Source organism: Streptomyces sp. NPDC001714 (assembly GCF_042892755.1).
Lineage (GTDB): Bacteria > Actinomycetota > Actinomycetes > Streptomycetales > Streptomycetaceae > Streptomyces.
In genome coordinates this window covers 44,699-70,602 of the sequence record NZ_JBIAUL010000010.1, presented here as the reverse complement: position 1 = coordinate 70,602, position 25,904 = coordinate 44,699, and the positions used below count along the sequence as shown (strand labels likewise).

Here is a 25,904-nt window from a genome sequence, read left to right as displayed (position 1 = left end):
TAGGGCCGGGGAGCCCACCGCGGCTTCTCCGATCCTGACCGCTTGCTGAAGCGCGCCCCAGCGGGGCGCTGGGGCACCCCCGGCCGAAGGCTGGGGGAGGAACTGCGCGGCCAGCCCCCACACGGCCGCACCCGCCCGACAATGCGCCCCGACACCCCCGGACCGCGCCCGCCGCTCACGTTGATTCGCGTCGCACCAGCTCCGTCGGCAGGATCACCGCCGCCGGGTCCTCGCCCCCTATCTGGGCGAGCAGCACCCGGACCATCTCGGTGCTGATCCGGTCCCAGGGCTGGCGGATGGTGGTGAGCTGCGGGGTCACCGCGGTGGCCGCAGGGGAGTCGTCGAAACCGCCGACAGCGATGTCATCCGGCACCCGCTTCCCGGCCCGCTGCAGCACCGCCAGCACACCCTGCGCCATCAGGTCGGAGGCCACGAACACGGCGTCCAGGTCCGGGGCCTGCGCGAGCAGCCGCTCGGCCCCCGCCTCGCCGCTCGCCTTGCTGTAGTCCCCGGGCACGACGAGCGCCTCGTCGACTGCGATGCCCGCCTCGGTGAGGACCTCCTTGTACCCGGCCAGCCGCTCCACACCGCCCGGGGTGTCCAGCGGCCCGGTGATCATGCCGATCCGGCGGCGCCCCACGTCCAGCAGGTGCCGGACCATGTCGCGGGCGCCGTCCCGGTCGTCGGCGGCCACGTAACTGACCTTCGAGCCGAGCCCGATCGGCTTGCCGCAGGCCACCAGCGGCACGCCCGCCTCGCGCAGCTCCTCCGCGACCGGGTCACCGGAGTGACTCGACACCAGCAGCACCCCGTCGACGTGCCCCGCGGTGATGTACCGGGTGATCCGCCGCCGTTCGTCCTTCGTGCCCGCCAGCATCAGCAGCACCGGGATGTCGTGGCTCGCCAGCGCCTGCGTGCAACCGCTCAGCAGGACATTGAAGTTGGGGTCCTCGAAGAACCGCTCCTGGGGTTCGGTCAGCAGGAAGCCGACCGAGTCCGAACGCCCGGTGATCAGCGAACGGGCGTGCCGGTTCACGACGTACCCCGTCCTGCGGATGGCGTCGTTGACCGCCTCCGCGGCGGCGGGGCTGACGTAGTGCCCGCCGTTGAGCACCCGCGAGACGGTGCCCCGTGAGACACCGGCCTCGCGCGCCACGTCATGGATCGTCGGCGGTTTGCGCCGGCCCCCCGCACTACTGCTCATGGTCATGACTTTACGGCCCCGGACAGCAGGTCAAGGCTCCAGAAGCGCTGAATGACCAGGAAGAGCGCGATCAGCGGCAGGACGGCCAGGAACGCGCCGGTGATCACCAGGGTGTACAGGGCCGGGGTGCTGGCGCCCTGTTCCAGGAGCGTGTACAGACCGACCGTGAGCGGGAACCTCTCGTCGTCGCTGAGCATGATGTACGGCAGCAGGAAGTTGTTCCAGACGGCCACGAACTGGAACAGGAACACCGTCACCATGCCGGGGATCATCATCGGCAGCGCGATCCGGGTGAAGATCCGCCACTCGCTCGCCCCGTCCATCCGCCCGGCCTCCACCACGTCGGAGGGCACGGCGGCGGCCGCGTAGATGCGGGAGAGGTAGACGCCGTACGGGGAGAGGATCTGCGGGAGCAGCACGGACAGGTAGGAGTCCGTGAGGTTGGCCTTGGCCAGGAGCAGGTACTGCGGGATGGCGAGGATGACCGGGGGCATCAGCACGCCGGCGAGCAGCACGTTGAAGATCGTCTCGCGGCCCTTGAAGCGGTAGGTCGCCAGGGCGTAGCCGCTGAACGCCGACACGCCCGTCGAGACCACGGCACCGAGACCGGCGTACAGGGCGGAGTTGCCCATCCACTTCCAGTAGATGCCGTCACGGTAGGCGTCGAGGTCCTTCAGGTTGTCGGCGAAGCCGGAGCCGGGCAGGAAGGTGAACGTGGAGAACAGTTCGCTGCCGGACTTGGTGGACGCGATCACCACCCAGGCCACCGGCAGCAGCGTGTAGATCGCGCCGAGGAGCAGGGTGGCCGTCGGGATCAGGGCGATCCGGCGGCGCAGCGGCGGTCCCTGCGCGGTTCCGGGCGTCGTACCGGCCGCCGGGGCGGCCTTGCGGACGGCAAGAGAACTCATGGTGCTGCCTCCTGCTTGTTGCGGCGGTTCGCGGCCCGCAGGAACCCGAACGACAGCACCAGCGTGGCGATGGCGATCAGGGTCGCCTCGGCGGCCGCCGAGTAGATGTCACCCCGGCGGAAGGCGTCCTGGTACACCTTCATCAGCGGGCTCCAGCTCAGGTTGACGGAGTTGGTGAACGGCTTGATGGTCATCGGCTCGTTGAAGACCTGGAGCGTCGCGATGATCGAGAAGAAGAAGGTCAGCACCAGCGAGGGCGCCACCATCGGGATCTTGATCCGCAGGGCGATCTGCCGCGGGGTGGCGCCGTCCAGCTTCGCCGCCTCGTACACCTCGGCCGGGATGGACCTGAGCGAGGTGTAGATGACGATCATGTTGAAGCCGGTGCCGCCCCACACCGCGATGTTGGACAGGGCCAGGTACAGCGGCCCGCCGTCCAGCAGGTCGGGCTGCGGCAGGTGCAGCTTCTCGAGCACGTAGTAGAAGGGGCTGACGTCCGGCAGGTACAGGAAGCCCCACAGCAGCGCGGCCACCACGCCGGGGATGGCGTACGGCAGGAAGATCGCGAGCCGGGTGAACGGGGCGAGGCGGACCCGCTCGGAGTCGAGCATCAGGGCGAACAGGAGGGCGAGGCCCAGCATCACCGGGACGACGATGCAGCCGTAGCCGAGGACGCGCAGCGCACCGTCGTAGAACTCGTTGTCGGTGAGGGCGTCCTTGTAGTTCTCCAGGCCGGCCCAGACCTCGGTGCGGGCGCCGGCGCCCAGGCCGAGCCCCGAGACGTGCACCTTGCGGAAGCTGAGCCAGACCGCGTACCCGATGGGCAGCGCGAAGAACAGCGCGAAGAGGAGCGCGGCGGGGAGAAGGAAAAAGTAGGGGGCGCTCCGCGCTCGTTTGAGGGTGGTGGTGGGAGACGGGTGGGCGTACGGGGCCCCCTTGACCCCGTACGACCTCCGGACGGTGGGGCTGGTCACTGAGAGACCTCGAAGCCCTGCTTCTTCATGTCGGCGACGGTGTCGTCCTGCATCTTCTGCAGGGCGGCGGTGAAGTCCGACTTGTTCTTCGCGGCGGCGCCGAACGCGTCGTTGAACGACGAGTAGGCGACGTTCACGTTCGGGCCCCAGGCGGAGGGCGCCGTGGTCTTCGCGATCTCGGCGGCCTTGGTGTAGAAGTCCGACTGGTTCGAGAAGTAGTCGGGCGAGGCGGCGAAGGCGCCGCTGGTCTGCGCGTTCGTGGCGGCCGGGTAGATGCCGCTCTCCTTGGCCAGCGCGTTGAGCGCCTCGCCGTCGGTGTTCAGCCAGGCCGCGAACTTGGCGGCGGCCGCCCGGTGCTTGGAGTCGGTGGTGACGGCGGTCGAGGAACCGCCCCAACTGCCCGTGACATTCTCGGACTTGGACCACTGGGGGAGCGGGGCCATCGCCCACTTGCCCTTGGTGTCGGGCGCGGCCGTGGTCAGCGTGCCCGGCGCCCACACGGCGGAGACCCAGGCGATCTGCTTGCCGGTGTCCAGCGCCTTGTTCCAGGCCGGGGTGTACATCGGCTGGTTGTCGATGACGCCCTCCTTGACCAGGCCGCCCCAGAACGAGGCGACCTTCTGGGTGGCCGCGTCGTCGATGGCGACCTTCCACTTGTCACCGGAGGTGGTCCACCACTTGGCACCGGCCTGCTGGGCGAGGCCCGCGAACAGCCCGGAGTCGTTGGCGGAGAACGTGGTCAGGTCGAGGCCGGGTGCCTTCTTCTTCAGCTGACGGGCGTCCTGGGCGAACTCGTCCCAGGTGGTCGGCACCTTGAGGCCGTACTTCTTGAAGAGGTCCGCGCGGTAGTAGAACATCATCGGGCCGATGTCCTGCGGCACCGCGTACACCGCGTCCGTGCCCAGGGTGACCTGCTGCCACACCCCGTCGGCGAACTTGCTCTTGGCGTCGCCGACGCTCTTCGATATGTCGGCGACCGCGTCGTTGCTGACCAGTGTCGGCAGCGCCTGGTACTCGGCCTGCACCAGGTCGGGGCCGTTCTTCGCCTTGTGCGCGGTGAGGATCTTGGTGACCAGCGTGTCGCCGGACGCCTGCTTCTTCACCGTGACGGTGATCTGCTCCTTCTTGCCCTCGCCCTTGTTCCACAGGTCCACGACCTTGTCCATACCGGGCGCCCAGGCCCAGTACGTGAGCGAGACCGGTCCGGAGTCGGCCTTGCTGTCGTCGTCGGACGAGCCGCAGGCGGCGAGGGCGGTGGCGCCGAGCGAGATGGCGACGGCGGTTGTCACGAGGCGGCGGCGCTTCGTGTGCGGCATGGATCTCTCCCCTGACCTGGGCCCCCGCACGTCGCGGGAACCTGCCATGCAGATGTGTGAGCGTTCTCAGACCCGGATCATCGCCCGTCGCGAGTCCGCGTCCTGCTCTGTGAGCGTTCACAGTAGAGAAACATCCCGGACACTTGTCAATGGTTGTTGCTGTGCGGTTATGTTGGGCTCACGCCACGATCGTTGTGTGTGAACGTTCCCAAATGATCAATTAAACGGGAGAGATCCATGCCGGACACCACCCCCAGGGGCCTGACCAGGCTCGCCTTCGGTGGGGACTACAACCCCGAGCAGTGGCCGGAAAGCGTCTGGGACGAGGACGTCCGGCTGATGCGCGAGGCCGGGGTCACGATGGTGAGCGTCGGGATCTTCTCCTGGGCCCTGCTGGAGCCGGCGCCGGGGGAGTACGACTTCGGCTGGCTCGACCGGGTCCTCGACCTGCTCCACGAGAACGGCATCCGCGTCGACCTCGGCACCCCGACCGTGGCGCCGCCCGCCTGGTTCTACCGCGCGCACCCCGAGGCGCTGCCGGTGACCGCGGAGGGCGTGCGCTACGAGTTCGGCTCGCGCGGCGCCATCTGCCACTCCAACGCCGACTACCGCGCGGCCGCGGCGAACATCACGGCCCGCCTCGGCGAGCGCTACGGCCACCACCCGGCCCTCGCGCTGTGGCACGTCCACAACGAGTACGGCGTCCCGGTCTCGGCCTGCTACTGCGACTCCTGCGCCGCCCACTTCCGCCGCTGGCTCACCGGCGCGTACGGCACCGTCGACGCGGTCAACGCGGCCTGGGGCACGGCCTTCTGGGGCCAGCACTACACGGACCTGGCGCAGATCAACCCGCCGCGGATCACCCCGACCGTCGGCAACCCGGGCCAGACCCTCGACTACAAGCGGTTCGCCGACGCCACCATCCGCGAGAACTTCCGCATGGAGCGGGACATCCTGCACCGCCTCTCGCCCGGCGTCCCGGTGACCACCAACTTCATGACCGCCCTGAGCCAGTGCGACTCCATGGACTACTGGGCCTGGGGCCGCGAGGTCGACCTGGTCACCAACGACCACTACCTGATCACCGACGGCCGCCGGACCCACGTCAACCTCGCCATGGCCGCCGACCTCACCCGCTCGGTCGCCGCCGGCGCCCCCTGGCTGCTCCTCGAACACTCCACGTCGGGCGTCAACTGGCAGCCCCGCAACCCCGCCAAGGCCCCCGGCCAGATGGCCCGCAACTCCCTCGCGCACGTGGCCCGCGGCTCCGACGGCGCGCTGTTCTTCCAGTGGCGGCAGTCCCGGCGCGGCGCCGAGAAGTTCCACTCGGCGATGCTCCCGCACGGCGGCACCGAGACCAGGGTGTGGCGCGAGGTCGTCGAACTCGGCGCCTCCCTCGACTCGTTGAGCCAGATCAGGGGCACCCGCACCCGGGCCGACGTGGCCGTCCTGTGGGACTGGCAGTCCTGGTGGGCGCAGAACCTCCAGTGGCGCCCCAGTGAGGACCACGATCCGCGCGAGCGGGCCGACGCCTTCTACGAGGCCCTCTACGACCGCCACCTCACGGTCGACTTCGCCCACCCGGAAAGCGACTTGTCGGCCTATCCCCTTGTCGTCGTGCCGGCCCTCTACCTGATGACGGAGGCCGCCGGGAACAACCTCCGGGAGTACGTCGAGAACGGCGGCACCCTCGTCGTCTCGTACTTCTCCGGGATCGTCGACGAACACGACGCGGTGCACGAGGGCGCCTACCCGGGCACCCTGCGCGAGACCCTCGGCCTCACCGTCGAGGAGTTCTCCCCGCTCCTGAAGGACCAGCGGGTGCGGCTGACCGGCCCCGACGGCTCCGAGCTGACCGGCGACGTGTGGACCGAGTTCGTCGTCCCGGGCGGCGCCGAGACCGTCTGGAGCTACGCCGACGGCCTCACCGCCGGCCGCCCGGCGGTCACCCGGCACCAGCTGGGGGAGGGCACCGCCTGGTACGTCTCGACGCGCCTGGACGCGCACGGCCTCGACGCCCTCCTCGGCCGGGCCGCCGAGGACGCCCGGATCGCGCCCCGTGCCGAACTGCCCCGCGACGTCGAGGTGGTCCGCCGCACCGGCGAGTCCGGGAGCTTCCTCTTCGCGATCAACCACACCGCCACCGACGCCAAGGTGCCGCTGGAGGCACACGGCACCGAACTGCTGACGGGCGAACGCGCCGCAGGCCGCCTCGCGGTCCCCGGGGGCACCGTCCGGGTCGTACGACTCGACGGCTGAGCCCGTCCGCCGGGCCGGGCGGAGCCGCCGGCCCGGACCCGCCGAGACTCCCCTCCGTCCGCGAGTGCCACGAGAGCCGCGGGCGGAGGGGCCTCCTCCGGCCCCGCCGGAGGACACCCCACCCCAGTCACGTCGAAGGGACGACGGACGATGATGTTCCATCCCAGACGCACCCTCAGAGCCCTGCTGCTGCCGCTCCTGGCCGGGCTCGCCCTCACCGCCCTCCCGGCGCAGACCGCCCAGGCGGCGAGCACCCTCACCAACGGCGGCTTCGAGTCGGACGGTGCGGGTGTGGCCACGCCCACCGGCTGGTCGGAGTACGGCGACACGGGCGCCTCGTACACCGAGTCCGGCGGCCACAGCGGCAGTTACCGCCTCAGCCACTACTCGGCCGCCGCCTACAAGGTGGAGACCTACCAGTACCTGTCGGGGCTGACCAACGGGACCTACACCCTCACCGCCTGGGTCCGCTCCAGCGGGGGGCAGAACTCCGCCTACATATCCCTGAAGAACTGCGGCAGTTCGGACCAGAGGACCGACCTGCCTGTCTCCACCAGCAGCTGGGTACGGATCGTCACCTCGATCGCGGTCACCAACAACCAGTGCACCATCAGCATCTACTCGGACGCCAACGCGGGCAACTGGATCAACGTCGACGACCTGACCTTCGCGTCCGGCTCGACCGGCCTGTCCATCAAGGGCGCCGACATCTCGTCACTGGCCAAGAGCGAGGCCAAGGGCGGGGTCTACAAGACCAGTTCCGGCACCACAGGGGACGCGGTCACCATCCTCAAGAACGCCGGGATGAACTACGCGCGCCTGAAGGTCTGGGTCAACCCGGCTGACGGCTACAACGACAAGGCGCACGTCCTGGTCATGGCCAAGCGCATCAAGGCCGCCGGCATGAAGCTGCTGGTCGACTTCCACTACTCGGACACCTGGGCCGACCCCGGCGCCCAGACCAAGCCCGCCGCCTGGGCCAACGACTCCTACAGCCGGCTCAAGACCGACGTGTACAACCACACGTACGACGTCCTCAACGCGCTGAAGGCCCAGGGCACCACCGCCGACATGGTCCAGATCGGCAACGAGATCAACGGCGGCATGCTCTGGTCCGAGGGCTCCACGAGCAACTGGTCCCAGCTCGCCGGCCTCATCAACTCCGGCTACAGCGCGGCCAAGGCGGTCTCCTCCTCCACCCAGGTCGCCCTGCACCTGGCCAACGCGGGCGACGACGCCACGGTCCGCTGGTGGTTCGACAACGCCAAGACCTACGGCATCAACTACGACGTGATCGGGCTGTCGTACTACGGCTACTGGCACGGCTCACTGGCCGCCGCGCAGACCACCCTGGACGACGTGGCCTCCCGCTACTCCAAGCCGGTCTTCATCGCCGAGACCGCCTACCCGTTCACCCTTGCCCAGGACGACTCGCTGGAGAACCAGATCGACACCAGCAGCGAACTGGTCACCGGCTACCCGGCCACCGCCGCGGGCCAGCTGGCCTGGATGAACTCCGTCGCGAACATCGTCGAGGCCGTCCCGAACGGCCGCGGCCTCGGCGTCTTCTACTGGGAGGCGACCTGGACCGCCGTCACCGGCAACGGCTGGGACCCGACCGACGCCTCCTCCGGCAACGGCTGGGAGAACCAGGCCCTGTTCGGCTACGACGACAAGGCGCTGTCCTCCATGGCGTGGTTCAGCCACCGCTGAACCACCACTGACCGGGGCCCGGCCGTAAGGGGACGGTCGGGCCCCTCCGCCCTGTCCCGGACATGCTCCACGGGCAAGCCCCCGACCGGCCGACCTCGGATGGCCGTTCGATCTCGGACAACGCGCCCCGACCCCCTCACGTGGGGGCTTCGGCTGCGGGACAGTGGGAACACACACTGCGAGGAGGCAGGGACGGAGGCCGGTCGGATGCTGAGGAACGCCACGCGCGCAAGCCGCCTGGAGATTCTGGACTGGCTCAAGGATCCGGCGGCCCACTTCCCGCCCCAGCGCCACGCCGACCTCGCCGAGGACGGCGTCACCGTCCGGGCCGTCGCCGCCAAACTCGGGGTCTCCCGCAAGGTCGCCGGCGCCCATCTGGGCCTGCTGGCCCGTCTCGGCCTGCTGCGCACCAAGCGCATCCGGTACCGCGTCTACTACCGGCGCGACGAGATCCGGATCGCCGAAGTGGCCCGGATGTTCGAGAAGGGCTGGTGAGAGCGGTTACCCCTGCCACCATGGGACTCATGGACCGACCCACACGCCTCGTCCCCCTCCACTACGTAGCCGTCGGCGGCCGGGGCCCGGAGGACGTGGTGACGGATCCGGACGGCCGGATCCTGACCGGCGTCGAGGACGGCCGTATCCTGCGCCTGGACGGGCTCGGTGACCCGGACACCGCCCGGGTACGGACCCTCGCCCGGACCGGCGGCCGCCCGCTCGGGCTCGACCTCCTCCCGGACGGCGACCTGCTGGTCTGCGACGCCGAGCGCGGTCTGCTGCGCGTCGGCCTCACCGACGGCGCCGTCCACGTCCTCGCCGACACGGTCGAGGGGGAGCCGCTGCGGTTCGCGAGCAACGTGGTCGCCCTGCCCGACGGCACCGTGTACTTCACCGCCTCCAGCCGCCGTTTCCCCCTCGACCAGTGGATCGGCGACATCGTCGAGCACAGCGGCACCGGCCGCCTGCTGCGCCTCGCGCCGGGTGCGAGCACGGCCGAAGTGGCCTGGGAGGGCTTCCAGTTCGCCAACGGGCTGACCGTGAGCGGCGACGGCACCTTCCTGATCGTCGCCGAGACCGGCGGGTACCGCCTCACCCGCTACTGGCTCACCGGCCCGCGGACCGGCCGCGCCGAGTTCTTCGCCGAGCTCCCCGGCATGCCCGACAACATCTGGCGCGACGGCGACCTCGTCTGGGTCGCCCTCGCGGGCCCGCGCAACCCCCCGCTCGACGTCTTCCACCACAGCCCCCTCGCTGTCCGCCGGGCGGCCGCCCGGGCCGCCGTGCACGCCCCTTACCGCCCCGTCGGCTCCGTCGCCGTGCTGGCGCTCGACGACCACGGCCGGGTCGTCCACCACCTGGCCCGCCGCGACTCCGGCTTCCGCATGGTCACCAGCGTCTGCCGGACCGGCCGCCACCTGGTCCTCGGCAGCGTCTGGGAGCCCGGCGTCGCGGTCTGCGCGGCCCCCACCGCGAAGTGACCGCCGGGTACGCCCGGCGGTACCCTGAGGCACCCGTCAGGGGCGGTGCCGAACAGGAGACGTACGACCATGACAGCCCCGGAAGCCGAGAGCCTCCGAGTCCAGCCGAGCCCCCGGCGGCGGCCCGAGTGGCGTACCCAGGCACCGGTCGTCGCGGTGGTCGCCGCCGGCGGCGCGATCGGCGCGGTGTCCCGCTACGCCCTCGCCCTGGCCCTGCCCACGGCCGCCGGGGGATTCCCCTGGGCGACCTTCTGGACGAACGTCATCGGCTGCGCGGTGATCGGCGCCTTCCTGGTCCTGATCACCGAAGGGCTCCCCGCACACCGCCTGGTCCGCCCGTTCTTCGGCACCGGCGTCCTCGGCGGCTTCACCACGTTCTCCACCTACGCCGTCGACATCCAGAAACTGGTCGACCACGGCCGGCCCGCCACCGGGCTGGCCTATCTCGCCGCGACCCTGTGCGCGGCCCTCGCGGCGGTGTGGTGCGCGGCCACCGTGACCCGCCGCGTCCTCACCCGGAGGCAGCGATGACGAGACTGACCGGCCGCGCCCTGCGCCTGACCGTCTACATCGGCGAGGACGACATCTGGCACCACAAGCCCCTCTACACGGAGATCGTGCACCGCGCCCACGCGGCCGGGCTCGCGGGCGCCAGCGTCTTCCGGGGCATCGAGGGCTTCGGCGCCTCCTCCCGCATCCACACCTCCCGGCTGCTGTCGCTGAGTGAGGACCTGCCGGTGGCGGTCGTCGTCGTGGACACGGAGGAGCGGGTCCGGGCGTTCCTGCCGCAGCTCGACGAGCTGGTGACCGAGGGGCTCGTGACCTTGGACGACTGCGAGGTCATCCTCCCCCAGTCTCAACTTCGTTCGACCGGGGGGACCCCCATCGTCGGCAGGACTGACGAAACCGGCGAATCGGACGCGAAGGGTAAGAAGTCGTTGTGAACTGGCTGTTGGTCGTCCTCGGTGCCGTCGTCGGTGCTCCGCTCCGCTATCTCACCGACCGCGCCGTCCAGGCCAGGCACGACTCCGTCTTCCCCTGGGGCACCTTCGTGGTGAACGTCACCGGCTGCCTGATCCTGGGCCTGCTGACCGGCGCGGCCTCGGCGGGCGCCGCGAGTCCGCACCTCCAGCTGCTCCTCGGCACCGGGCTGTGCGGGGCGCTGACGACGTACTCGACCTTCTCCTACGAGACCCTCCGGCTTACCGAGACCGGCGCCGGGCTCTACGCTGCCGCCAACGTAGTCGCGAGCCTCGTGGCGGGGCTCGGGGCGGCCTTCGCCGGAGTGGCGATCGCCCAGGCCGTCTGGGCCTAGGACTTGCCTCACACCCGCCCCCTGTAAGACTGTCTACAGCACTGTCGACCAAACTCTGCAGAACTGGATCCCATGAGCGCCATCTCTGTCGGTCAGGCCGCCGTCCTCGGTGTAGTCGAGGGGGTGACCGAGTTCCTCCCGGTGTCCTCCACCGGCCACCTCAAGATCACCGAGGGGCTCATGAACATCCCCGTCGACGACCAGTCCGTCGTCGGGTTCTCCGCCGTCATCCAGGTCGGCGCCATCGCCGCCGTGCTCGTGTACTTCTTCAAGGACATCAAGCGGATCGTCTCCGCCTGGGGCCGCGGACTGGTCAACAAGAACGAGCGCTACCACCACGACTACAAGTTCGCCTGGTGGGTCATCTACTCGACCATCCCGATCGTCCTGGTCGGTCTCGCCGCCAAGCCGCTGATCGACGGCCCGCTCGCCTCCCTGTGGGTGGTCGCCGGCTCGCTCATCGTGGGTTCCGGCGTGATGTGGTGCGCGGACCAGATGGGCCGCCACAAGCGTGGTGAGGACGACACCTCCTTCAAGGACGCGATGCTGGTCGGCTGCTCGCAGATCCTCGCCCTGCTCTTCCCGGGCTTCTCCCGCTCCGGCGCCACCATGTCCACCGCGCTCATCCTGGACCTGGACCGGGTCGCCGCCACCCGCCTCTCCTTCTTCCTCGGCATCCCGGCCCTGACCGGCGCCGGCATCTACGAGCTCAAGGACGCCCTCGGCGCGGGTGTGGGCGCCGCCCCGCTGGCCGTGGGCACGATCGTCTCCTTCGTGGTCGCCTACGCCTCCATCGCCTGGCTGCTGAAGTTCGTCGCCAAGCACTCCTTCAACGCCTTCGTGATCTACCGGATCGTGATCGGCCTCGCGGTCTTCGGCCTGCTCGCCACGGGCACCGTCAACGCCTGACCGGTCGCCGTTCCACGAGTCACCGCTCCGCCGCGGGGTGCGATGCCTGCATTCAGGCGCCGCACCCCGTGAATGTTTCCTTTCTCGAAACCTTGACAGCCTCGTCCCGGAACCCGGAACATCTCACCCGTGAACCTGTCAGACAGCCCGACAGCCGGACAGCCCCCGCGGCGTGTGAGCGCCATGGAGGCCGTACTGGCGCACCTGCGCGCCGCCATCGAACGCGGCGAGTACGCCGTGGGCGACAAGCTCCCCTCCGAGGCGGAGCTCTGCCGCACCCTGGAGATCAGCAGGCCCGTCCTGCGCGAGGCCCTGCGGGCCCTGCAGACGATGGGCCTGACCGTCTCCAAGACCGGCAAGGGCACCTTCGTGGTCGCGAACGCCGTCGAGGACCCCACCTTCGGCGACTACGCGGCCAGCGACCTGCTCGAGGTGCGCCGGCACATCGAGATCCCGGTCGCCGGGTACGCGGCGCTGCGCCGCACCCCGGAGAACCTGGACCACCTGGCCCATCTGCTCGACCGCATGGAGCGGGAGACGGACACCACCGCATGGGTCGCGATGGACACCCTCTTCCACCTCGCCGTGGCCGAGGCCGCCCAGAACCCGGTCTTCCGCCGGGTCATCGAGGAGATCCGCGACGCACTGGCGCGTCAGTCGGCCTTCCTCAACGAGCTGGGCGGCCGCCGAGAGCAGTCCAACCGGGAGCACCGGGCCATCGTCGAGGCCCTGATCGACGGTTCCGAGATCGACGCCGTGGACGCCATGAGCCACCACCTCGACCGCGTCGAGACCACCCTCACCCACATCGTGCGCCCCGCGCGCACGGACCAGCACCAGGAAGGCGGAACCGAGGCGTGAGCGAACAGCACCTCAAAGACGAGACGCGCCCCTCGTCCCGTCATGTCGACGCCGGGGACCACGGCTACAGCAAGTCGCTGAAGCACCGGCACGTCAACATGATCGCCATCGGCGGCGCCATCGGCACCGGCCTCTTCCTCGGCGCCGGCGGCCGCCTCGCCGACGCAGGACCCTCCCTCTTCGTCGCGTACGCGGTCTGCGGCGTCTTCGCGTTCCTCGTCGTGCGCGCCCTCGGCGAACTCGTCCTGTACCGCCCGTCCTCCGGCGCCTTCGTCTCCTACGCCCGGGAGTTCCTGGGCGAGAAGGGCGCCTACACCGCGGGCTGGATGTACTTCCTCAACTGGGCGACCACCGGCATCGCCGACATCACCGCGGTCGCCACCTACACCCACTACTGGGGGATGTTCTCCGACATACCCCAGTGGGTGATCGCCCTGATCGCCCTGGCCGTGGTCCTCACCGTGAACCTGATCTCGGTCAAGATCTTCGGCGAACTGGAGTTCTGGTTCGCGATCGTCAAGGTCAGCGCCCTGGTGATCTTCATGGTCATCGGCATCTTCCTGCTGGTCACCCAGCACCCGGTCGACGGCGCGACCCCCGGCCCGTCCCTGATCACCGACAACGGCGGCGTCTTCCCGAACGGCCTGCTGCCCATGCTGCTGATCATCCAGGGCGTGGTCTTCGCGTACGCCTCGGTCGAGCTGGTCGGCGTCGCCGCGGGCGAGACCGAGAACCCCGAGAAGATCATGCCCAAGGCGATCAACTCGATCATGTGGCGCGTCGGCCTCTTCTACGTCGGCTCGGTGATCCTGCTCTCGATGCTCCTGCCCTGGAACAAGTACACGGCGGGACAGAGCCCCTTCGTCACCGTGCTCTCGCACATCGGCGTCCCGGCGGCCGGCGGCGTGATGAACCTCGTCGTCCTCACCGCGGCCATGTCCTCGCTCAACTCCGGCCTCTACTCCACCGGCCGCATCCTGCGCTCCATGGCCGTCAACGGCTCCGCCCCGAAGTTCACCGCGAAGATGAGCCGCAGCCAGGTCCCGTACGGCGGCATCCTGCTCACCAGCGGTATCTGTGTCCTCGGCGTCGGCCTCAACTTCGTGGTCCCCGCCGACGCGTTCGAGATCGTCCTCAACTTCGCGGCGATCGGCATCATCTGCACCTGGGGCATGATCATGCTCTGTCACCTGCTGTTCTGGCGGAAGACCCAGAACGGCGAACTCACCCGCCCCGGCTACCGACTGCCGGGCTCCCCCTGGACCGAGATCGTGACGCTGGCGTTCCTCGCCGCCGTCCTGGTCCTCATGTACGCCGACGGCGGCGCCGGACGCACCACCGTGCTGTGCCTGCCGCTGATCGTCGCCGCGCTGGTCGCCGGCTGGTACGCCATCCGCGGCCGCCTCGCGCGCCCGTCCACCGGAACCGACGCGTGAACCGCGTACCGGTCCGTCCCGACTCACCCGAGACCAGGCAGTGATGTACAGCAGTTCCCCCGCGGGCGCACCCATCGTCCGTGAACCCCTCCACGCCCCCGTCGCCCACCTCATCCGCGGCGGGGTCGTCGAGGGCATCCACTACGGCTCCGTCGTCGTCCTCGGCGCCGACGGGCAGGTCCAGTTCCAGCTCGGCGACATCGAGGCCGCGTTCTACCCGCGCTCGGCCCTCAAGCCCGTCCAGGCCGTGGCCATGCTGCGGGCGGGGCTGCCGCTCGACGGTGACCTGCTCTCGCTGGCCGCCGCGAGCCACTCCGGCGAGGAGCGGCACCTCGCCGGGACCCGGCGCATCCTCGACCTCGCCGGACTGACGGAAGCCGACCTGCGCAACGTGCCGGACATGCCGTACGGCTCCGCCGTGCGGGACGAGTGGATCCGGGCCGGCCGGCAGCCGTCGCGGCTCGCGCAGAACTGCTCCGGGAAGCATGCGGCGATGCTGTGGACGGCGAAGCTGAACGGGTGGTCGCTGGACGACTATCTCGACCCGGCCCATCCGCTCCAGCAGGCGATCGCCGAGATCGTCGAGGACCTGACCGGGCAGCGGGTCGCGGCGACGACCGTGGACGGCTGCGGGGCGCCGCTGTTCTCCATCTCCCTGCACGGGCTGGCGCGCGCGGTGTCGCGGATCGTGTCCGCCGCGCCGGGTACGCCGGAGGCTCGGGTCGCCGACGCGATGCGGGAGCACGCCGAGATGGCGTCCGGTGCCGGGCGTGACGTGGCCGCGCTGATGGCGGCCGTGCCGGGGCTGCTGGCCAAGGACGGCTTCGAGGGCGTCGAGGTGGCTGCGCTGCCGGACGGGCGGGCCGTTGCCGTGAAGATCGCGGACGGGGCGGACCGGGCGCGGATTCCTGTGACGGCCGCGGCGTTGGCGCGGGCCGGGGTCTCTCCGGAACTGCTTACCGAGTTCGCCGGTGAGGCGCTGCTCGGGGGCGGGCGAGCGGTCGGGTGTGTGCGGCCCGTTCGATCGCTGGAGCCGGTAGAGGCGGCTGTGTGCGCCTAGTGGGGCGGGCCGGCTTGTCGGTCGGCGGCTGCGGGTCCGTTGTGGCTGGTCGCGCAGTTCCTCCCCCAGCCTTCGGCCGTGGGTACCCCCAGCGCCCCTATCGGGGCGCCTCAGTCACGGTCCTGAAAAATCACTCCCTCCGAAAGAGGAAATCCCACCCTCATGACCACCTCCGTCGTCACCCGTAGCGAACACGATCTGCTCGGTGACCGTGATGTGCCCGCCGACGCCTACTGGGGTGTGCACACCCTGCGGGCCACCGAGAACTTCCCGATCACCGGCACGCCGATCTCCGCCTACCCGCACCTGATCGACGCCCTCGCCGCCGTCAAGGAGGCCGCCGCCCTCGCCAACGAGGAGCTGGGGCTGCTGGCGCCCGCGAAGGCCGCTGCCATCGTGGTCGCCTGCCGGGAGATACGGGCCGGCAAGCTGCACGACCAGTTCGTCGTCGACGTCATCCAGGGCGGCGCCGGGACGTCGACGAACATGAACGCCAACGAGGTCGTCGCCAACCGGGCGCTGGAGCTGATGGGGCACCGGAAGGGCGAGTACCAGCACCTGCACCCCAACGAGGACGTCAACCTCGGTCAGTCGACCAACGACGTCTATCCGACCGCCGTCAAGATCGCGACGGTCTTCGCGGTGCGTGGCCTGCTCAAGGCGATGGCGGTGCTGCAGGACTCCTTCGGGCGCAAGGCCGTCGAGTTCCGGGACGTCCTGAAGATGGGCCGTACGCAGTTGCAGGACGCGGTTCCCATGACGCTCGGGCAGGAGTTCTCCACCTTCGCCGTGATGCTGGACGAGGACCGCAGCCGGCTCGCCGAGGCCGTCGAGCTGATCCACGAGATCAACCTCGGCGCCACCGCGATCGGGACCGGGCTCAACGCACCCGCCGGGTACGCCGAGTCGGCCCGCCGGCACCTCGCCGAGATCACCGGGCTGCCCCTGGTCACCGCCGCCAACCTCGTGGAGGCGACCCAGGACTGCGGGGCGTTCGTGCAGATGTCCGGCGTGCTCAAGCGGATCGCGGTCAAGCTCTCCAAGAGCTGCAACGACCTGCGGCTGCTGTCGTCCGGGCCGCGTGCCGGGCTCGGCGAGATCAACCTGCCGCCCGTGCAGGCCGGTTCGTCGATCATGCCGGGCAAGGTCAACCCGGTGATCCCCGAGGTCGTCAACCAGGTCGCCTTCGAGGTCATCGGCAACGACGTCGCCATCACCATGGCGGCCGAGGCCGGGCAGCTCCAGCTGAACGCCTTCGAGCCGATCATCCTGCACTCCCTGTCGGAGAGCATCACGCACCTGCGGAACGCCTGCCGCACGCTGGCCGAGCGATGCGTCGACGGCATCACCGCCAACACCGAGGTGCTGCGGGCCACGGTCGAGAACTCCATCGGCCTGGTCACCGCCCTCAACCCGTACATCGGCTACACGGCGGCCACCGACATCGCCAAGGAGGCCCTCGTCACCGGCCGGGGCGTGGCCGAACTCGTCCTGGAGAAGGGCCTGTTGCCCGCAGAGCGGCTCGCCGACCTGCTGCGCCCCGAGGTCGTCGCCGGCAGCGGCTCGCCCCTCGCCTGACCTGCGAGTACGCATCAGGACCGGCCCGGAGGCACAATGGTGATCATGGCAATGACGTCGTCCCAAGCCTTCCTGCCGGTCCTGGAGCGTATCGCCGAGGAGATAGAGCGCACACCGGGCCGCGGCCGCCCCGCCGACTACATCCCGGCGCTCGCCGCCTGCGATCCCCGCAGCTTCGGCATGGCCGTCGCCGAGCTGGACGGCACGGTCTACGGCGTCGGCGACTGGCGGCAGCCGTTCTCCACGCAGTCCATCACCAAGGTCTTCACCCTCGCCCTCGACCTGGCCCGTGAGGGCGACGAACTCTGGGAGCACGTGGGCCGGGAGCCTTCCGGCAACCCCTTCAACTCCCTGGTCCAGCTGGAGTACGAAAACGGCATCCCGCGCAACCCCTTCATCAACGCGGGCGCCCTCGTCGTCACCGACCGCCTCCAGACCCGTACCGGCGACGCGGCCGGCGAGCTGCTGGGCTTCCTGCGGGCCGAGAGCGGCAACGCCTCCCTGGACTTCGACAAGGAGGTCGCCGCCTCCGAGTCCCAGCACGGCGACCGCAACGCGGCGCTGGCCCACTTCATGGCGTCGTACGGCAACATCGACAACGAGATCCCGGTCCTCCTCGACCAGTACTTCCGCCAGTGCTCCGTCGCCGCCTCCTGTGCCGACCTCGCCTTGGCGGCCACCTTCCTGGCCCGCCACGGCATCCGGGCCGACGGCACTCGCCTGCTGACCAGAAGCCAGGCGAAGCAGGTCAACGCGGTGATGCTGACGTGCGGGACGTACGACGCGGCGGGCGAGTTCGCGTACCGGGTGGGGCTGCCGGGGAAGAGCGGGGTCGGGGGCGGGATCATCGCCGTGGTGCCGGGGCGTTGTGCGCTGTGCGTATGGAGTCCCGGCCTGGACGAGCGGGGCAACTCGGTGGCGGGAGTGGCGGCGCTGGACAGGTTCACGACGCTCACGGGGCTGTCTGTGTTCTAGTGCTCCACCGACCGGGTTGCTACTGCGGGGGGTTTCCGTGTTTGCGGAGCGGCAGGTCGGCGTGTTTGGTGCGGAGCATCGCCAGGGCGCAGGCCAGTACCGCGCGGGTGTCGGCCGGGTCGATGACGTCGTCGACCAGGCCGCGCTCGGCCGCGTAGTAGGGGTGCATGAGCTCGGCCCTGTACTCCTTGACCATGCGGGCGCGCATCGTCTCGGGGTCGTCCGCCTCCGCGATCTGCCGGCGGAAGATGACGTTGGCGGCGCCTTCGGCGCCCATGACGGCGATCTCGTTCGTCGGCCAGGCGTAGGTCAGGTCGGCACCGATCGACTGGGAGTCCATGACGATGTAGGCACCGCCGTAGGCCTTGCGCAGGATCAGGGAGATCCGGGGCACGGTCGCGTTGCAGTAGGCGTAGAGGAGCTTCGCGCCGTGGCGGATGATCCCGCCGTGCTCCTGGCCGACGCCGGGCAGGAAACCGGGGACGTCCAACAGCGTCACGAGCGGGATGTTGAACGCGTCGCACCACTGCACGAACCGCGACGCCTTCTCGGACGCCGAGATGTCCAGCACGCCCGCCAGCGCCGCCGGCTGGCTGGCGACGATCCCGACGGACCTGCCGTCGATCCGGGCCAGCGCGCAGACGATGTTCCGCGCCCAGCGCTCGTGGACCTCCAGGTACTCGCCGTCGTCGACGATCTCCTCGATGACCCGGCGCATGTCGTAGGAGCGGTTGCCGTCGGCCGGGACCAGGTCGAGCAGGACTTCTCCGCGCCGGTCCACCGGGTCGTCGCAGGGTGCGTCCGGCGGGTTCTCGCGGTTGTTCTGCGGGAGGAGCGAGAGGAGGTAGCGGACCTCCGCGATGCAGGTCTCCTCGTCGTCGTACGCGAAGTGGCAGACACCGGAGGTCTCCGCGTGGACGTCGGCGCCGCCGAGGCCGTTCTGGGTGATCTCCTCGCCGGTGACCGCCTTGACGACGTCCGGCCCCGTGATGAACATCTGCGAGGTCTCGCGGACCATGAAGACGAAGTCGGTGAGGGCGGGCGAGTAGGCCGCGCCACCGGCGCACGGGCCGAGCATCACGCTGATCTGCGGGATGACACCGCTCGCCCTGGTGTTGCGCTGGAAGATGCCGCCGTAGCCGGCGAGGGCGGAGACACCCTCCTGGATACGGGCGCCGGCGCCGTCGTTGAGCGAGACCAGCGGGGCGCCGGCCGCGATGGCCATGTCCATGATCTTGTGGATCTTGGTGGCATGGGCCTCGCCCAGAGCGCCGCCGAAGATCCGGAAGTCATGCGCGTAGACGAAGACGGTACGGCCCTCGACCGTGCCCCAGCCGGTGATGACACCGTCGGTGTACGGCTTCTTGGCCTCCAGGCCGAAGCCGACCGCGCGGTGCCGGCGCAGCTGCTCGACCTCCTGGAAGGAACCCGGGTCCAGGAGCAGCTCGATGCGCTCCCGGGCCGTCAGCTTGCCCTTGGCGCGCTGCGCCTCGGTCGCCTTCTCGCTGGGGCCCGCCACGGCCGCCGCACGGATCTCGTGCAGCTCGGCGACCCGGAGCCGGGTCGCCGCCGAGGGGTCGGCAGCCGTCAGTACGTCCGTCATCACCGCTCCTGTTCGTCGGTCGGTGCGCAGCGGCCGCCGGGAGCGGCGTTGCTCCCGGCGGCGGCCGGCTCAGATGAGATCGGGGATCCAGCTGCCGTGCAGCCCCAGGGGGACGGTGACGGGAAGGTGCACCACCGCCACGGGTGCCCCGGCGACGTCCTGGGCCGACAGGATGACGAGGTCGGTCGCGCCGCGGTCGGGGTCGGCGACCAGGGACAGCAGATAGCCGTCGTCCTCTGCGCCGTCCGGGGAGGCCGGCGCGAATACCGCCTCGCTCACCGCGTGCCCGGCCGGGAAGGTGTGCACCTCGCTGCGGCCCGTGCGGAAGTCGCGCTTGAGGATGGCCTCTCCGCTCCTGAGCTGGAAGGTGCCGAGGCCCGAGACGGTGTAGCCGAAGCGGTGCGGGCGAGACACCAGGCGCTCGTCGATCCGCGGGTACTCCTGTGCCCGGTCGTCGAGAGTCTCCTGGACCACCTTGCCGCTGCCGAGATCGAGCGTCCAGCGCTCCAGGACCGGCGGCGGATTGCCGTCGAGCTGCCCGCCCTGCAGCATCCTGGGAAACTTCACCAGGTCGATCACCACACGCTCCTCGTCGTCATAGGAGTTGAGGGTGTGGAAGACCCAGCACGGCTCCACGTCGAACCAGCGGATGCCGTCGGCGTCGCCGTCCCGCGGCAACAGCCCGACCCTGGCGGGGTGCGCGTCGTTCCAGGCGTAGGGGAAGGACGCGCCGCTCATGGCCAGGTCCATGCTGAAGGTGACCGGCAGGTCGTAGACCACCGTGAACCGGTCGGTGAGGGCCAAGTCGTGGATGAGCGGGCTGTCCTGGACCGGGATGTCGACCGTGCGGCTGACCAGGCCCGCCGGGCTCAGCACCGAGTACTGGATGTGCGGCCAGCCCCAGAAGTAGGCGATGGCGTGCAGTTCGCCCGTCGCCGGGTCGCGCTTGGTGTGCGCGGAGTAGGTGCCCGGCAGGGTGCCGCCGAAGTCGGTCGGCCCCAACGAGTTCAGCTCGTAACCCAGTTCGTAGGGGGTCGCGCCACCCTCGCCGAGCGCGAAGGTTCGTCCGGCGTGCCCGATGACATGGGTGTTCGGTGCCGCGTCGATGTCCGAGAACAGGGGGCCCGGCGTCCACTCCTCACCGAGCGCCGTGGCGATGGCCTGCGAGCGCACCCAGCGGTTGCGGTACCACTCGGCCCGCCCCTCCCGCAGCCGGATACCGTGTACCATCCCTGCCCCGAGGAACCAGTGGTAGGCCTCGGCGTCGTCCAGCCCCAGCGGGTTGGGGCCGTTGCGCAGGTAGCGCCCGTTCAGTGCGGCCGGAACGCGGCCCGTCACCGGCAGATCGAACGTCGTCGTCTCCTCCGTGGCCGGGGCGAAGGGTCCTTCGAGGTAGCGGTTGCCCATGGGTGCTCCCGTAGCGTCGGTCCGATGGGCCGATGCTCACAGCGGGGGCTAAAGACCACCTTGGGTGCGGCTACCGAGGGGCTCTGTGACTTGGGTCACCGGCCCGGCCACGTACGTGCTTTCGCTGATGCGTACGAATCTTCGCCCGTGTCAGGGTGGGCGGGCCACATCGTAGGAATCGAACACCTGACGGGGGCATGTACATGCGCTACGAGATCCTCGGTCCACTCCGCGTCACAGACGACGAGGAGGTCGTCACCGTCAGCGCACGCAAGATGCAGGTGCTGCTGGCAGCGCTGCTCATCCGCTCCGGAGAGATCGTCTCCTGTGAGCAGCTCATCGCGGAGATCTGGGGCGACGAACCGCCCCGGCAGGCCACCGCGGCTCTGTACGTCTACATTTCGCAACTGCGCAAGACCCTGGAACGGCCCGGCGGTCCCCGGATCATCGTCACCCGCGCGCCGGGTTACGTCATCGCGCCGCGGGAGGGCGAGCTGGACCTCCAGACCTTCCAGCACCTGGTGAACCAGGGGCGGGCGGCAGCCCGGGCACAGCACCACGCCGACGCGGTGGCCCATTTCAACGTGGCGCTGGACATGTGGCGGGGACCGGCCCCGGTCGACATCAGCAGCGGCCCCATCATCACCGGGTTCACCGCCTGGCTGGACCAGATGCGGCTGGAGTGCACCGAGAAGCTCGTCCAGGCCAACCTCGAACTGGGGCTGCACGACGAACTGATCCCCCTGCTGTTCGCGCTCATCGCCGAACACCCCCTGCACGAGGCCTTCTACCGTCAGCTCATGCTCGCGCTGTACCGTTCCGAGCGGCGCGCGGACGCGCTCCAGGTGTACCGCTCTGCCCGCACGGTGCTGCACCGGGAGCTGGGACTGGAGCCGGGGCGCGGACTGCGCGAGCTCCACCAGGGCATCCTGGCCACGGACCACGGCGGCATCCGGCAGGTGGTGTGAGCGTGCCGCGCAGCAACTGGTTCCGCGGCTACGTGCAGGCCCCGCCCGGCGTGCCCCGACTCCTTTGTCTGCCGCACGCGGGCGGCAGCGCGAGCTTCTACTACCCGCTGGCGCAGCGCCTGGGGGCCGAGACGGAGACGCTCGCCGTGCAGTATCCCGGGCGCCAGGACCGGCGGAGCGAGGAGCCGGTCGCCGAGATCGGGCGGCTCGCGCAGCACGTGGTGGACGCGCTGAGCGGTGAGGACACCCGGCCGCTGGCCCTGTTCGGGCACAGCATGGGCGCGGTGGTCGCCTTCGAGACGGCACTGCGTCTGTCGGCCGCAGGCCGGCCGCCCGCGGTGCTCATCGTCTCCGGCCGCAGGGCACCGTCCCGGCAGGTACCCGAGACCGTCCACCGGCGCGACGACGCCGGCGTGCTGCTGGAACTGCGCAGGCTCGCCGGTACCGACGCCCGGGTGCTCGGCGACCCCGAGCTGCTCGCCATGATCCTCCCGGCGATCCGCGCGGACTACCGGGCACTGGCCGGATACCCGGCGTCGCAGGCGGTCGTGGACTGCCCCGTGGTGGCGCTGACCGGCGATCGCGACCCCGTCACACCGGTCGAGGACGCTCTCGCCTGGCGGGAGCACACCACCGCCGAGTTCGCGTCCGCGGTGTTCCCCGGCGGCCACTTCTACCTCGCGGAGCACCAGGACGAGGTGGTCCGGCTGATCCGGGACGCGGTCAGGAGCCGGGTGTGAACGCGACGGGGGTCGCCGGGTCCTGCGGAGCGGGTGACCCCCGTCGGGCGGTGAGATCCGTGGCGGGCCACGGCAGGGGAACCGGTCAGGTGGCCCTCTGATCCACGGCGGGTCCGGCCGCGATGCCGTCGCCGCCCCGCGCCTTGGGCGCCGTTCGCGCCGGTTCCGTCACCGTCCCCGGCACCCGGGTCCCCGGATGCTCCGCCGCCTCCGCCGTGAAGCCCTCCAGGGCCTCCTTGACCTCGTGCAGTACGTCCGCCGCCTCGGCGCCGTCCACCACGCGGTGGTCGAAGGCGAGGTTGAGCCGCAGCAGCGGGGCGGTGGTGATCTCACCGCCCCGGACCACCGGACGTTCCTCCACCCGGCCAAGACCGAAGGTGAGCGTCGTTCCGCCCACGGAGTGGAAGCCCTGCACGGACCGGTGACCGAGCGAGGTCACCGCGAAGCCGCCCATCATCGCCTCCCGCCGCGCCAGTGAACGCCGGGACAGCCGGAACAGCGTGCGGCCGACGGGCTCCGGCAGCCGCTGCAGCGACCGCACCGGCGCGAACTCCGCCATGGTCTCCGGATCGCCGTCCCGGTAGTGGGCGACCTGCCGCTGGATCTCCGTGAGCGACACTGTGTCCAGCCCGGGCAGCACCGCTGACAGCACCACCCTGCGCCCCCTGAGCCGCTTGTCCAACGTGATCTTGCCGGAGGCTCCGGTGAACTGCCGGACGCGATGAGCGAACAGCCCCCGGTGCACCGCCGCGTTGGCGTCGGGATGAGCGGCGACCACCCGTGCCGCCGTGTACAGCACGTAGGTGAGCGGTGAGCAGGCCTCCCCGTTCACGCGAGATGCCTCCCGGTGGGCCAGCACCCGGGTCATGTCGACCTCGGTGTCGAGGAACACCGGCGAGAAGTCCGCGACGTGGCCGAGGAAGTAGAGGGTGTGCAGCCGGGCGCGGGGAAAGGGCGCGCCGTTCACCGGGGGACCGCCAGTTCGTAGACGTGCGCGAGGCTGGGGGCCTCCAGCACGTCGGGCAGGGACAGGGTACGGCCGGTCTCGCGTTCCAGGACGGTCAGCAGGGTCAGCAGATGCAGCGAGTTCCAGCCGGGCACCTCGTCGAAGACGGCGTGGACGTTCTCCGGCGTCACCTCCAGCCCGGTCTCGTCGCGGACCAGGACGACGAAGTCGTCGATGCTGTTCACAGCGTGCTCTCCTCGTGGGCCGGGGAGGCCGGGCCGGCACCGGCCCGGTCGTCCAGCGTGATGTACGGCGGCGGTGCGAGCAGCTCCGTCAGCCCGTGCCGGAAGGCGGTCACCGTGTCGTCCTGTTCGACGACGGTGAACCCACCGCGTTCCAGGAAGTCCCGCACCTTGCCGTTCTTCGCCGTCAGCCGGTGGCTGCCGGTCACCTCCGTGACACCGCTGTCGTGGGCGGCGCGCAACACCGCTGCCAGGCAGGCGTGTTCGATGCCGCGGGAGAACACCCGGCAGCTCAGGAGGAAGTTGTCGATGTTCAGCCGGGTGCCCTCGCGGTGCAGCAGCACCGCCCCGACCAGCCCGTGGTCGCCGAACCGGTCCGCGGCACGGATGGTCAGGACCCTGGCGTCCGGATCCGCCAGCAGCCGCTCGACCGCGGCCGGCTGGAGCCGTACCGTGGTCAGGTTGAACTGGTTCGTCCGCAGGGTCAGTTGGGACACCCGGGCGGCATCGCCGGGTTCGGCCGGGGCGAGCAGCACTCGGGTGTCCAGCTCGCGCAGATAGCCGTCGAGGGAGTCGAAGCTCTCCAGGAACGACTTGCGCTCGACCTCCTGGCGGTACCGGGCCGGGCGGGCCCGGTCTTCCGCGGTCAGTCCGGCCACGTCGAAGTACCCCCCGGCCAGCAGCCGTTCCGCGTGGAGCGCGGGCTCGCCGTCGAGTTCGACGACCGCGACCTCCGGCAGTTCCCGGCGGACCAGCCCGCACTCGTAGGAGCTGTCGTCCACGAACACGAAGCTGTCGGTGCCCAGGTTGAGTACCTCGGCGAGCTCGCGCAGGCTTTCGTGTTTCGGCCGCCAGCTCGCGGCCACGCTGACGAAGTCCTCCTCCCGCAGGACCATGCCGGGATGGTCGCGGAGCACGCTTCGCACCGTCTCCGGATCGTTCTTGCTGACGGCGGCCAGCAGTACGCCCTGTGCGCCGAGTTGCTTCACCACGCGCTGGAAGTCCTGGAAGGCCGTACCACGGTAGCCGTCGCCCAGCTCGATGCCGTCGGGTCCGTCGTCGCCGAGCACACCGCCCCACAGGGTGCCGTCGAGGTCGAGGACGAGCACTTTGCGGGTGCGCCCGGTGAGCCGGCGGGCGACCGGGCCGATCCGGCGTGCGTACCGGCCGAGCAGTGCGGGTGACAGGTTCGCGTGGGCGTAGGCGCGCAGCCGGGGTTCCGCCACGGGGACGCCCTCGGCGGTCAGCGCGGCGAGGTCCACCACGACCACCGACGGGTACCGCTCGGGCAGGGCCAGCAGCCTGGCGTTCGCCTCGTACCAGAGCCTGCCGAGCCGGGCACGGGCGGCCTCGTCGGTGCAGAGGGCGGTGAACGAGGCGGGCAGGGGGAGGGTGTTGAGGACGAGCACGGCCTTGCTGCGTTCCGTGAACCGGTCCGTCAGCCCTTCGATCGTGCGGAGGGTCTCCGTGAGAGCCCTCTCTATGTCGTCGACGTCCCACGGTCCGGGGAGCGTGTCCGCCACCACGGCATGGTCGAGCAGACAGAGCACCAGGTCGGGGTCGGCCGCGTACAGACCGCTCTCCGGGTCGGCGAGGTCGAAGATCCAGGAGTCGAAGTCGGAGACCACGGGGCGGGTGACGATCCCGGCGGCGGCGAACTCGGCGGTCAGGGCCGGAACCAGGTCCGCAAGGGTGCCGTGTCCGGTGACGGCCACCGTGAGTGCGGCGAGCCCCGGGTGCGCTGCCCGCAGGGCCGCCGGGTCGAGCATGGCCAGCCGACGGCCCGCCGTGATCCGCCGGCCGTCGTCGAGTACGTCGAGCAGCGGTCCGATCCCGGGGAACTCCGAGAGCAGTCTGCCGTCCCGGTGCAGGGCCAGCAGTTCGTCCAGCGCGTCCGGTCGGCTCGTCACCATTCCGGTCCTTCCGGGAAACGGGTGGTCGTACTCGGGGTGTGTCTCCACATTCCGAGACGGCCCTAAAGACGCTCTTACGCGTCCCTTGCCGCGTTTCCC

24 protein-coding genes are annotated in these 25,904 nt (G+C 70.3%); 15 read left to right on the top strand and 9 right to left on the bottom strand.

The window, feature by feature from the left end; all coding sequences use genetic code 11:
• Positions 1-175: 175 nt before the first annotated feature.
• Genes ACFY0P_RS25640 through ACFY0P_RS25625 form a run of 4 tightly spaced genes read right to left on the bottom strand, consistent with a single transcriptional unit; the run spans position 176 to position 4,402 of the window.
• Positions 176-1,210: a LacI family DNA-binding transcriptional regulator gene (locus tag ACFY0P_RS25640; protein WP_388917414.1), complete on the bottom strand. Its 1,035-nt coding sequence runs from the start codon at positions 1,208-1,210 to the stop codon at positions 176-178.
• Complete coding sequence (locus ACFY0P_RS25635; protein ID WP_388917411.1) at positions 1,207-2,112, bottom strand: carbohydrate ABC transporter permease; 906 nt, start codon at positions 2,110-2,112, stop codon at positions 1,207-1,209. The genes ACFY0P_RS25640 and ACFY0P_RS25635 overlap by 4 nt, the downstream gene beginning before the upstream one ends.
• The gene (locus tag ACFY0P_RS25630) at positions 2,109-3,086 is read right to left on the bottom strand and encodes a carbohydrate ABC transporter permease (protein WP_388917408.1); all 978 of its coding nucleotides are present in this window, start codon (positions 3,084-3,086) and stop codon (positions 2,109-2,111) included. The genes ACFY0P_RS25635 and ACFY0P_RS25630 overlap by 4 nt, the downstream gene beginning before the upstream one ends.
• Positions 3,083-4,402 (bottom strand): ABC transporter substrate-binding protein, encoded by a 1,320-nt coding sequence (locus ACFY0P_RS25625; RefSeq protein WP_388917405.1) that lies wholly within the window; start codon positions 4,400-4,402, stop codon positions 3,083-3,085. Before ACFY0P_RS25625 ends, ACFY0P_RS25630 begins: the two co-directional genes overlap by 4 nt.
• A gap of 237 nt (positions 4,403-4,639) precedes the next feature.
• Between ACFY0P_RS25625 and ACFY0P_RS25620 the strand changes: the two genes are divergently transcribed.
• The 13 genes from ACFY0P_RS25620 to ACFY0P_RS25560 all read left to right on the top strand — a co-directional run bounded on the left by ACFY0P_RS25620 (position 4,640) and on the right by ACFY0P_RS25560 (position 17,986).
• Positions 4,640-6,661, top strand: a complete 2,022-nt coding sequence (locus ACFY0P_RS25620; protein WP_388917402.1) for a beta-galactosidase — start codon at positions 4,640-4,642, stop codon at positions 6,659-6,661.
• A 153-nt stretch (positions 6,662-6,814) separates the two neighbouring features.
• Positions 6,815-8,374 (top strand): glycosyl hydrolase 53 family protein, encoded by a 1,560-nt coding sequence (locus tag ACFY0P_RS25615; RefSeq protein ID WP_388918164.1) that lies wholly within the window; start codon positions 6,815-6,817, stop codon positions 8,372-8,374.
• 207 nt (positions 8,375-8,581) lie between these two features.
• Positions 8,582-8,869, top strand: a complete 288-nt coding sequence (locus ACFY0P_RS25610) for an ArsR family transcriptional regulator (protein ID WP_388917399.1) — start codon at positions 8,582-8,584, stop codon at positions 8,867-8,869.
• Between the two features lie 29 nt (positions 8,870-8,898).
• Positions 8,899-9,852, top strand: a complete 954-nt coding sequence (locus tag ACFY0P_RS25605) for an SMP-30/gluconolactonase/LRE family protein (protein ID WP_388917396.1) — start codon at positions 8,899-8,901, stop codon at positions 9,850-9,852.
• A gap of 69 nt (positions 9,853-9,921) precedes the next feature.
• Positions 9,922-10,383 carry a fluoride efflux transporter CrcB gene (crcB, locus tag ACFY0P_RS25600; RefSeq protein ID WP_388917393.1) on the top strand — a complete coding sequence of 154 codons (462 nt, stop codon included), beginning with the start codon at positions 9,922-9,924 and terminating at the stop codon, positions 10,381-10,383.
• On the top strand, positions 10,380-10,796 hold the full coding sequence (locus ACFY0P_RS25595; protein ID WP_388917390.1) for a DUF190 domain-containing protein: 417 nt from the start codon (positions 10,380-10,382) through the stop codon (positions 10,794-10,796). The genes crcB (ACFY0P_RS25600) and ACFY0P_RS25595 overlap by 4 nt, the downstream gene beginning before the upstream one ends.
• A complete protein-coding gene (crcB, locus tag ACFY0P_RS25590) occupies positions 10,793-11,167 on the top strand; it encodes a fluoride efflux transporter CrcB (RefSeq protein WP_189263656.1) in 375 nt (124 codons plus the stop codon). Before ACFY0P_RS25595 ends, crcB (ACFY0P_RS25590) begins: the two co-directional genes overlap by 4 nt.
• A gap of 72 nt (positions 11,168-11,239) precedes the next feature.
• Positions 11,240-12,076 carry an undecaprenyl-diphosphate phosphatase gene (locus tag ACFY0P_RS25585; RefSeq protein WP_388917387.1) on the top strand — a complete coding sequence of 279 codons (837 nt, stop codon included), beginning with the start codon at positions 11,240-11,242 and terminating at the stop codon, positions 12,074-12,076.
• A gap of 183 nt (positions 12,077-12,259) precedes the next feature.
• On the top strand, positions 12,260-12,937 hold the full coding sequence (locus ACFY0P_RS25580) for a FadR/GntR family transcriptional regulator (RefSeq protein ID WP_089105704.1): 678 nt from the start codon (positions 12,260-12,262) through the stop codon (positions 12,935-12,937).
• Complete coding sequence (locus ACFY0P_RS25575) at positions 12,934-14,373, top strand: amino acid permease (RefSeq protein ID WP_388917384.1); 1,440 nt, start codon at positions 12,934-12,936, stop codon at positions 14,371-14,373. Before ACFY0P_RS25580 ends, ACFY0P_RS25575 begins: the two co-directional genes overlap by 4 nt.
• Before the next feature lie 43 nt (positions 14,374-14,416).
• Positions 14,417-15,433, top strand: a complete 1,017-nt coding sequence (locus ACFY0P_RS25570; RefSeq protein WP_388917381.1) for an asparaginase — start codon at positions 14,417-14,419, stop codon at positions 15,431-15,433.
• Positions 15,434-15,595: 162 nt separating this feature from the next.
• The gene (gene aspA, locus ACFY0P_RS25565) at positions 15,596-17,011 is read left to right on the top strand and encodes an aspartate ammonia-lyase (RefSeq protein WP_388917378.1); all 1,416 of its coding nucleotides are present in this window, start codon (positions 15,596-15,598) and stop codon (positions 17,009-17,011) included.
• Between the two features lie 36 nt (positions 17,012-17,047).
• Entirely contained in the window at positions 17,048-17,986 is a 939-nt protein-coding gene (locus ACFY0P_RS25560; RefSeq protein ID WP_388917375.1) for a glutaminase, read from the top strand.
• A gap of 19 nt (positions 17,987-18,005) precedes the next feature.
• Here ACFY0P_RS25560 and ACFY0P_RS25555 read toward each other — a convergent pair whose 3' ends face one another.
• Positions 18,006-19,589 carry an acyl-CoA carboxylase subunit beta gene (locus ACFY0P_RS25555; protein ID WP_388917372.1) on the bottom strand — a complete coding sequence of 528 codons (1,584 nt, stop codon included), beginning with the start codon at positions 19,587-19,589 and terminating at the stop codon, positions 18,006-18,008.
• 69 nt (positions 19,590-19,658) lie between these two features.
• Positions 19,659-20,996, bottom strand: a complete 1,338-nt coding sequence (locus ACFY0P_RS25550; protein WP_388917369.1) for a carotenoid oxygenase family protein — start codon at positions 20,994-20,996, stop codon at positions 19,659-19,661.
• A gap of 203 nt (positions 20,997-21,199) precedes the next feature.
• Between ACFY0P_RS25550 and ACFY0P_RS25545 the strand changes: the two genes are divergently transcribed.
• Together ACFY0P_RS25545 and ACFY0P_RS25540 are read left to right on the top strand one after the other, a co-directional pair.
• Positions 21,200-21,964 (top strand): BTAD domain-containing putative transcriptional regulator, encoded by a 765-nt coding sequence (locus tag ACFY0P_RS25545; RefSeq protein ID WP_388917366.1) that lies wholly within the window; start codon positions 21,200-21,202, stop codon positions 21,962-21,964.
• 2 nt (positions 21,965-21,966) lie between these two features.
• Positions 21,967-22,704, top strand: a complete 738-nt coding sequence (locus ACFY0P_RS25540) for a thioesterase II family protein (protein WP_388917363.1) — start codon at positions 21,967-21,969, stop codon at positions 22,702-22,704.
• 85 nt (positions 22,705-22,789) lie between these two features.
• Here the strand turns inward: ACFY0P_RS25540 and ACFY0P_RS25535 are convergent, their stop codons facing one another.
• The 3 genes from ACFY0P_RS25535 to ACFY0P_RS25525 are packed head-to-tail and all read right to left on the bottom strand — an operon-like array spanning position 22,790 to position 25,805.
• Positions 22,790-23,671 (bottom strand): 2-oxo acid dehydrogenase subunit E2, encoded by an 882-nt coding sequence (locus ACFY0P_RS25535; RefSeq protein WP_388917360.1) that lies wholly within the window; start codon positions 23,669-23,671, stop codon positions 22,790-22,792.
• Positions 23,668-23,895 carry a phosphopantetheine-binding protein gene (locus tag ACFY0P_RS25530; protein WP_388917357.1) on the bottom strand — a complete coding sequence of 76 codons (228 nt, stop codon included), beginning with the start codon at positions 23,893-23,895 and terminating at the stop codon, positions 23,668-23,670. Before ACFY0P_RS25530 ends, ACFY0P_RS25535 begins: the two co-directional genes overlap by 4 nt.
• On the bottom strand, positions 23,892-25,805 hold the full coding sequence (locus ACFY0P_RS25525) for an HAD-IIIC family phosphatase (RefSeq protein WP_388917354.1): 1,914 nt from the start codon (positions 25,803-25,805) through the stop codon (positions 23,892-23,894). Before ACFY0P_RS25525 ends, ACFY0P_RS25530 begins: the two co-directional genes overlap by 4 nt.
• Positions 25,806-25,904 lie beyond the last annotated feature (99 nt).

Bases quoted from the DNA above. Each gene is read 5' to 3' on its own strand.
- ACFY0P_RS25580 (WP_089105704.1), top strand. From the start codon at position 12,260: ATGGAGGCCGTACTGGCGCACCTGCGCGCCGCCATCGAACGCGGCGAG.
- ACFY0P_RS25555 (WP_388917372.1), bottom strand. From the start codon at position 19,589: ATGACGGACGTACTGACGGCTGCCGACCCCTCGGCGGCGACCCGGCTC.
- ACFY0P_RS25605 (WP_388917396.1), top strand. From the start codon at position 8,899: ATGGACCGACCCACACGCCTCGTCCCCCTCCACTACGTAGCCGTCGGC.
- ACFY0P_RS25615 (WP_388918164.1), top strand. From the start codon at position 6,815: ATGTTCCATCCCAGACGCACCCTCAGAGCCCTGCTGCTGCCGCTCCTG.
- ACFY0P_RS25560 (WP_388917375.1), top strand. From the start codon at position 17,048: ATGGTGATCATGGCAATGACGTCGTCCCAAGCCTTCCTGCCGGTCCTG.
- ACFY0P_RS25550 (WP_388917369.1), bottom strand. From the start codon at position 20,996: ATGGGCAACCGCTACCTCGAAGGACCCTTCGCCCCGGCCACGGAGGAG.
- ACFY0P_RS25625 (WP_388917405.1), bottom strand. From the start codon at position 4,402: ATGCCGCACACGAAGCGCCGCCGCCTCGTGACAACCGCCGTCGCCATC.
- aspA (WP_388917378.1), top strand. From the start codon at position 15,596: ATGACCACCTCCGTCGTCACCCGTAGCGAACACGATCTGCTCGGTGAC.
- ACFY0P_RS25595 (WP_388917390.1), top strand. From the start codon at position 10,380: ATGACGAGACTGACCGGCCGCGCCCTGCGCCTGACCGTCTACATCGGC.
- ACFY0P_RS25610 (WP_388917399.1), top strand. From the start codon at position 8,582: ATGCTGAGGAACGCCACGCGCGCAAGCCGCCTGGAGATTCTGGACTGG.
- ACFY0P_RS25525 (WP_388917354.1), bottom strand. From the start codon at position 25,805: ATGGTGACGAGCCGACCGGACGCGCTGGACGAACTGCTGGCCCTGCAC.
- ACFY0P_RS25620 (WP_388917402.1), top strand. From the start codon at position 4,640: ATGCCGGACACCACCCCCAGGGGCCTGACCAGGCTCGCCTTCGGTGGG.
- ACFY0P_RS25585 (WP_388917387.1), top strand. From the start codon at position 11,240: ATGAGCGCCATCTCTGTCGGTCAGGCCGCCGTCCTCGGTGTAGTCGAG.
- ACFY0P_RS25640 (WP_388917414.1), bottom strand. From the start codon at position 1,210: ATGACCATGAGCAGTAGTGCGGGGGGCCGGCGCAAACCGCCGACGATC.
- ACFY0P_RS25570 (WP_388917381.1), top strand. From the start codon at position 14,417: ATGTACAGCAGTTCCCCCGCGGGCGCACCCATCGTCCGTGAACCCCTC.
- crcB (WP_388917393.1), top strand. From the start codon at position 9,922: ATGACAGCCCCGGAAGCCGAGAGCCTCCGAGTCCAGCCGAGCCCCCGG.
- ACFY0P_RS25545 (WP_388917366.1), top strand. From the start codon at position 21,200: ATGCGCTACGAGATCCTCGGTCCACTCCGCGTCACAGACGACGAGGAG.
- ACFY0P_RS25635 (WP_388917411.1), bottom strand. From the start codon at position 2,112: ATGAGTTCTCTTGCCGTCCGCAAGGCCGCCCCGGCGGCCGGTACGACG.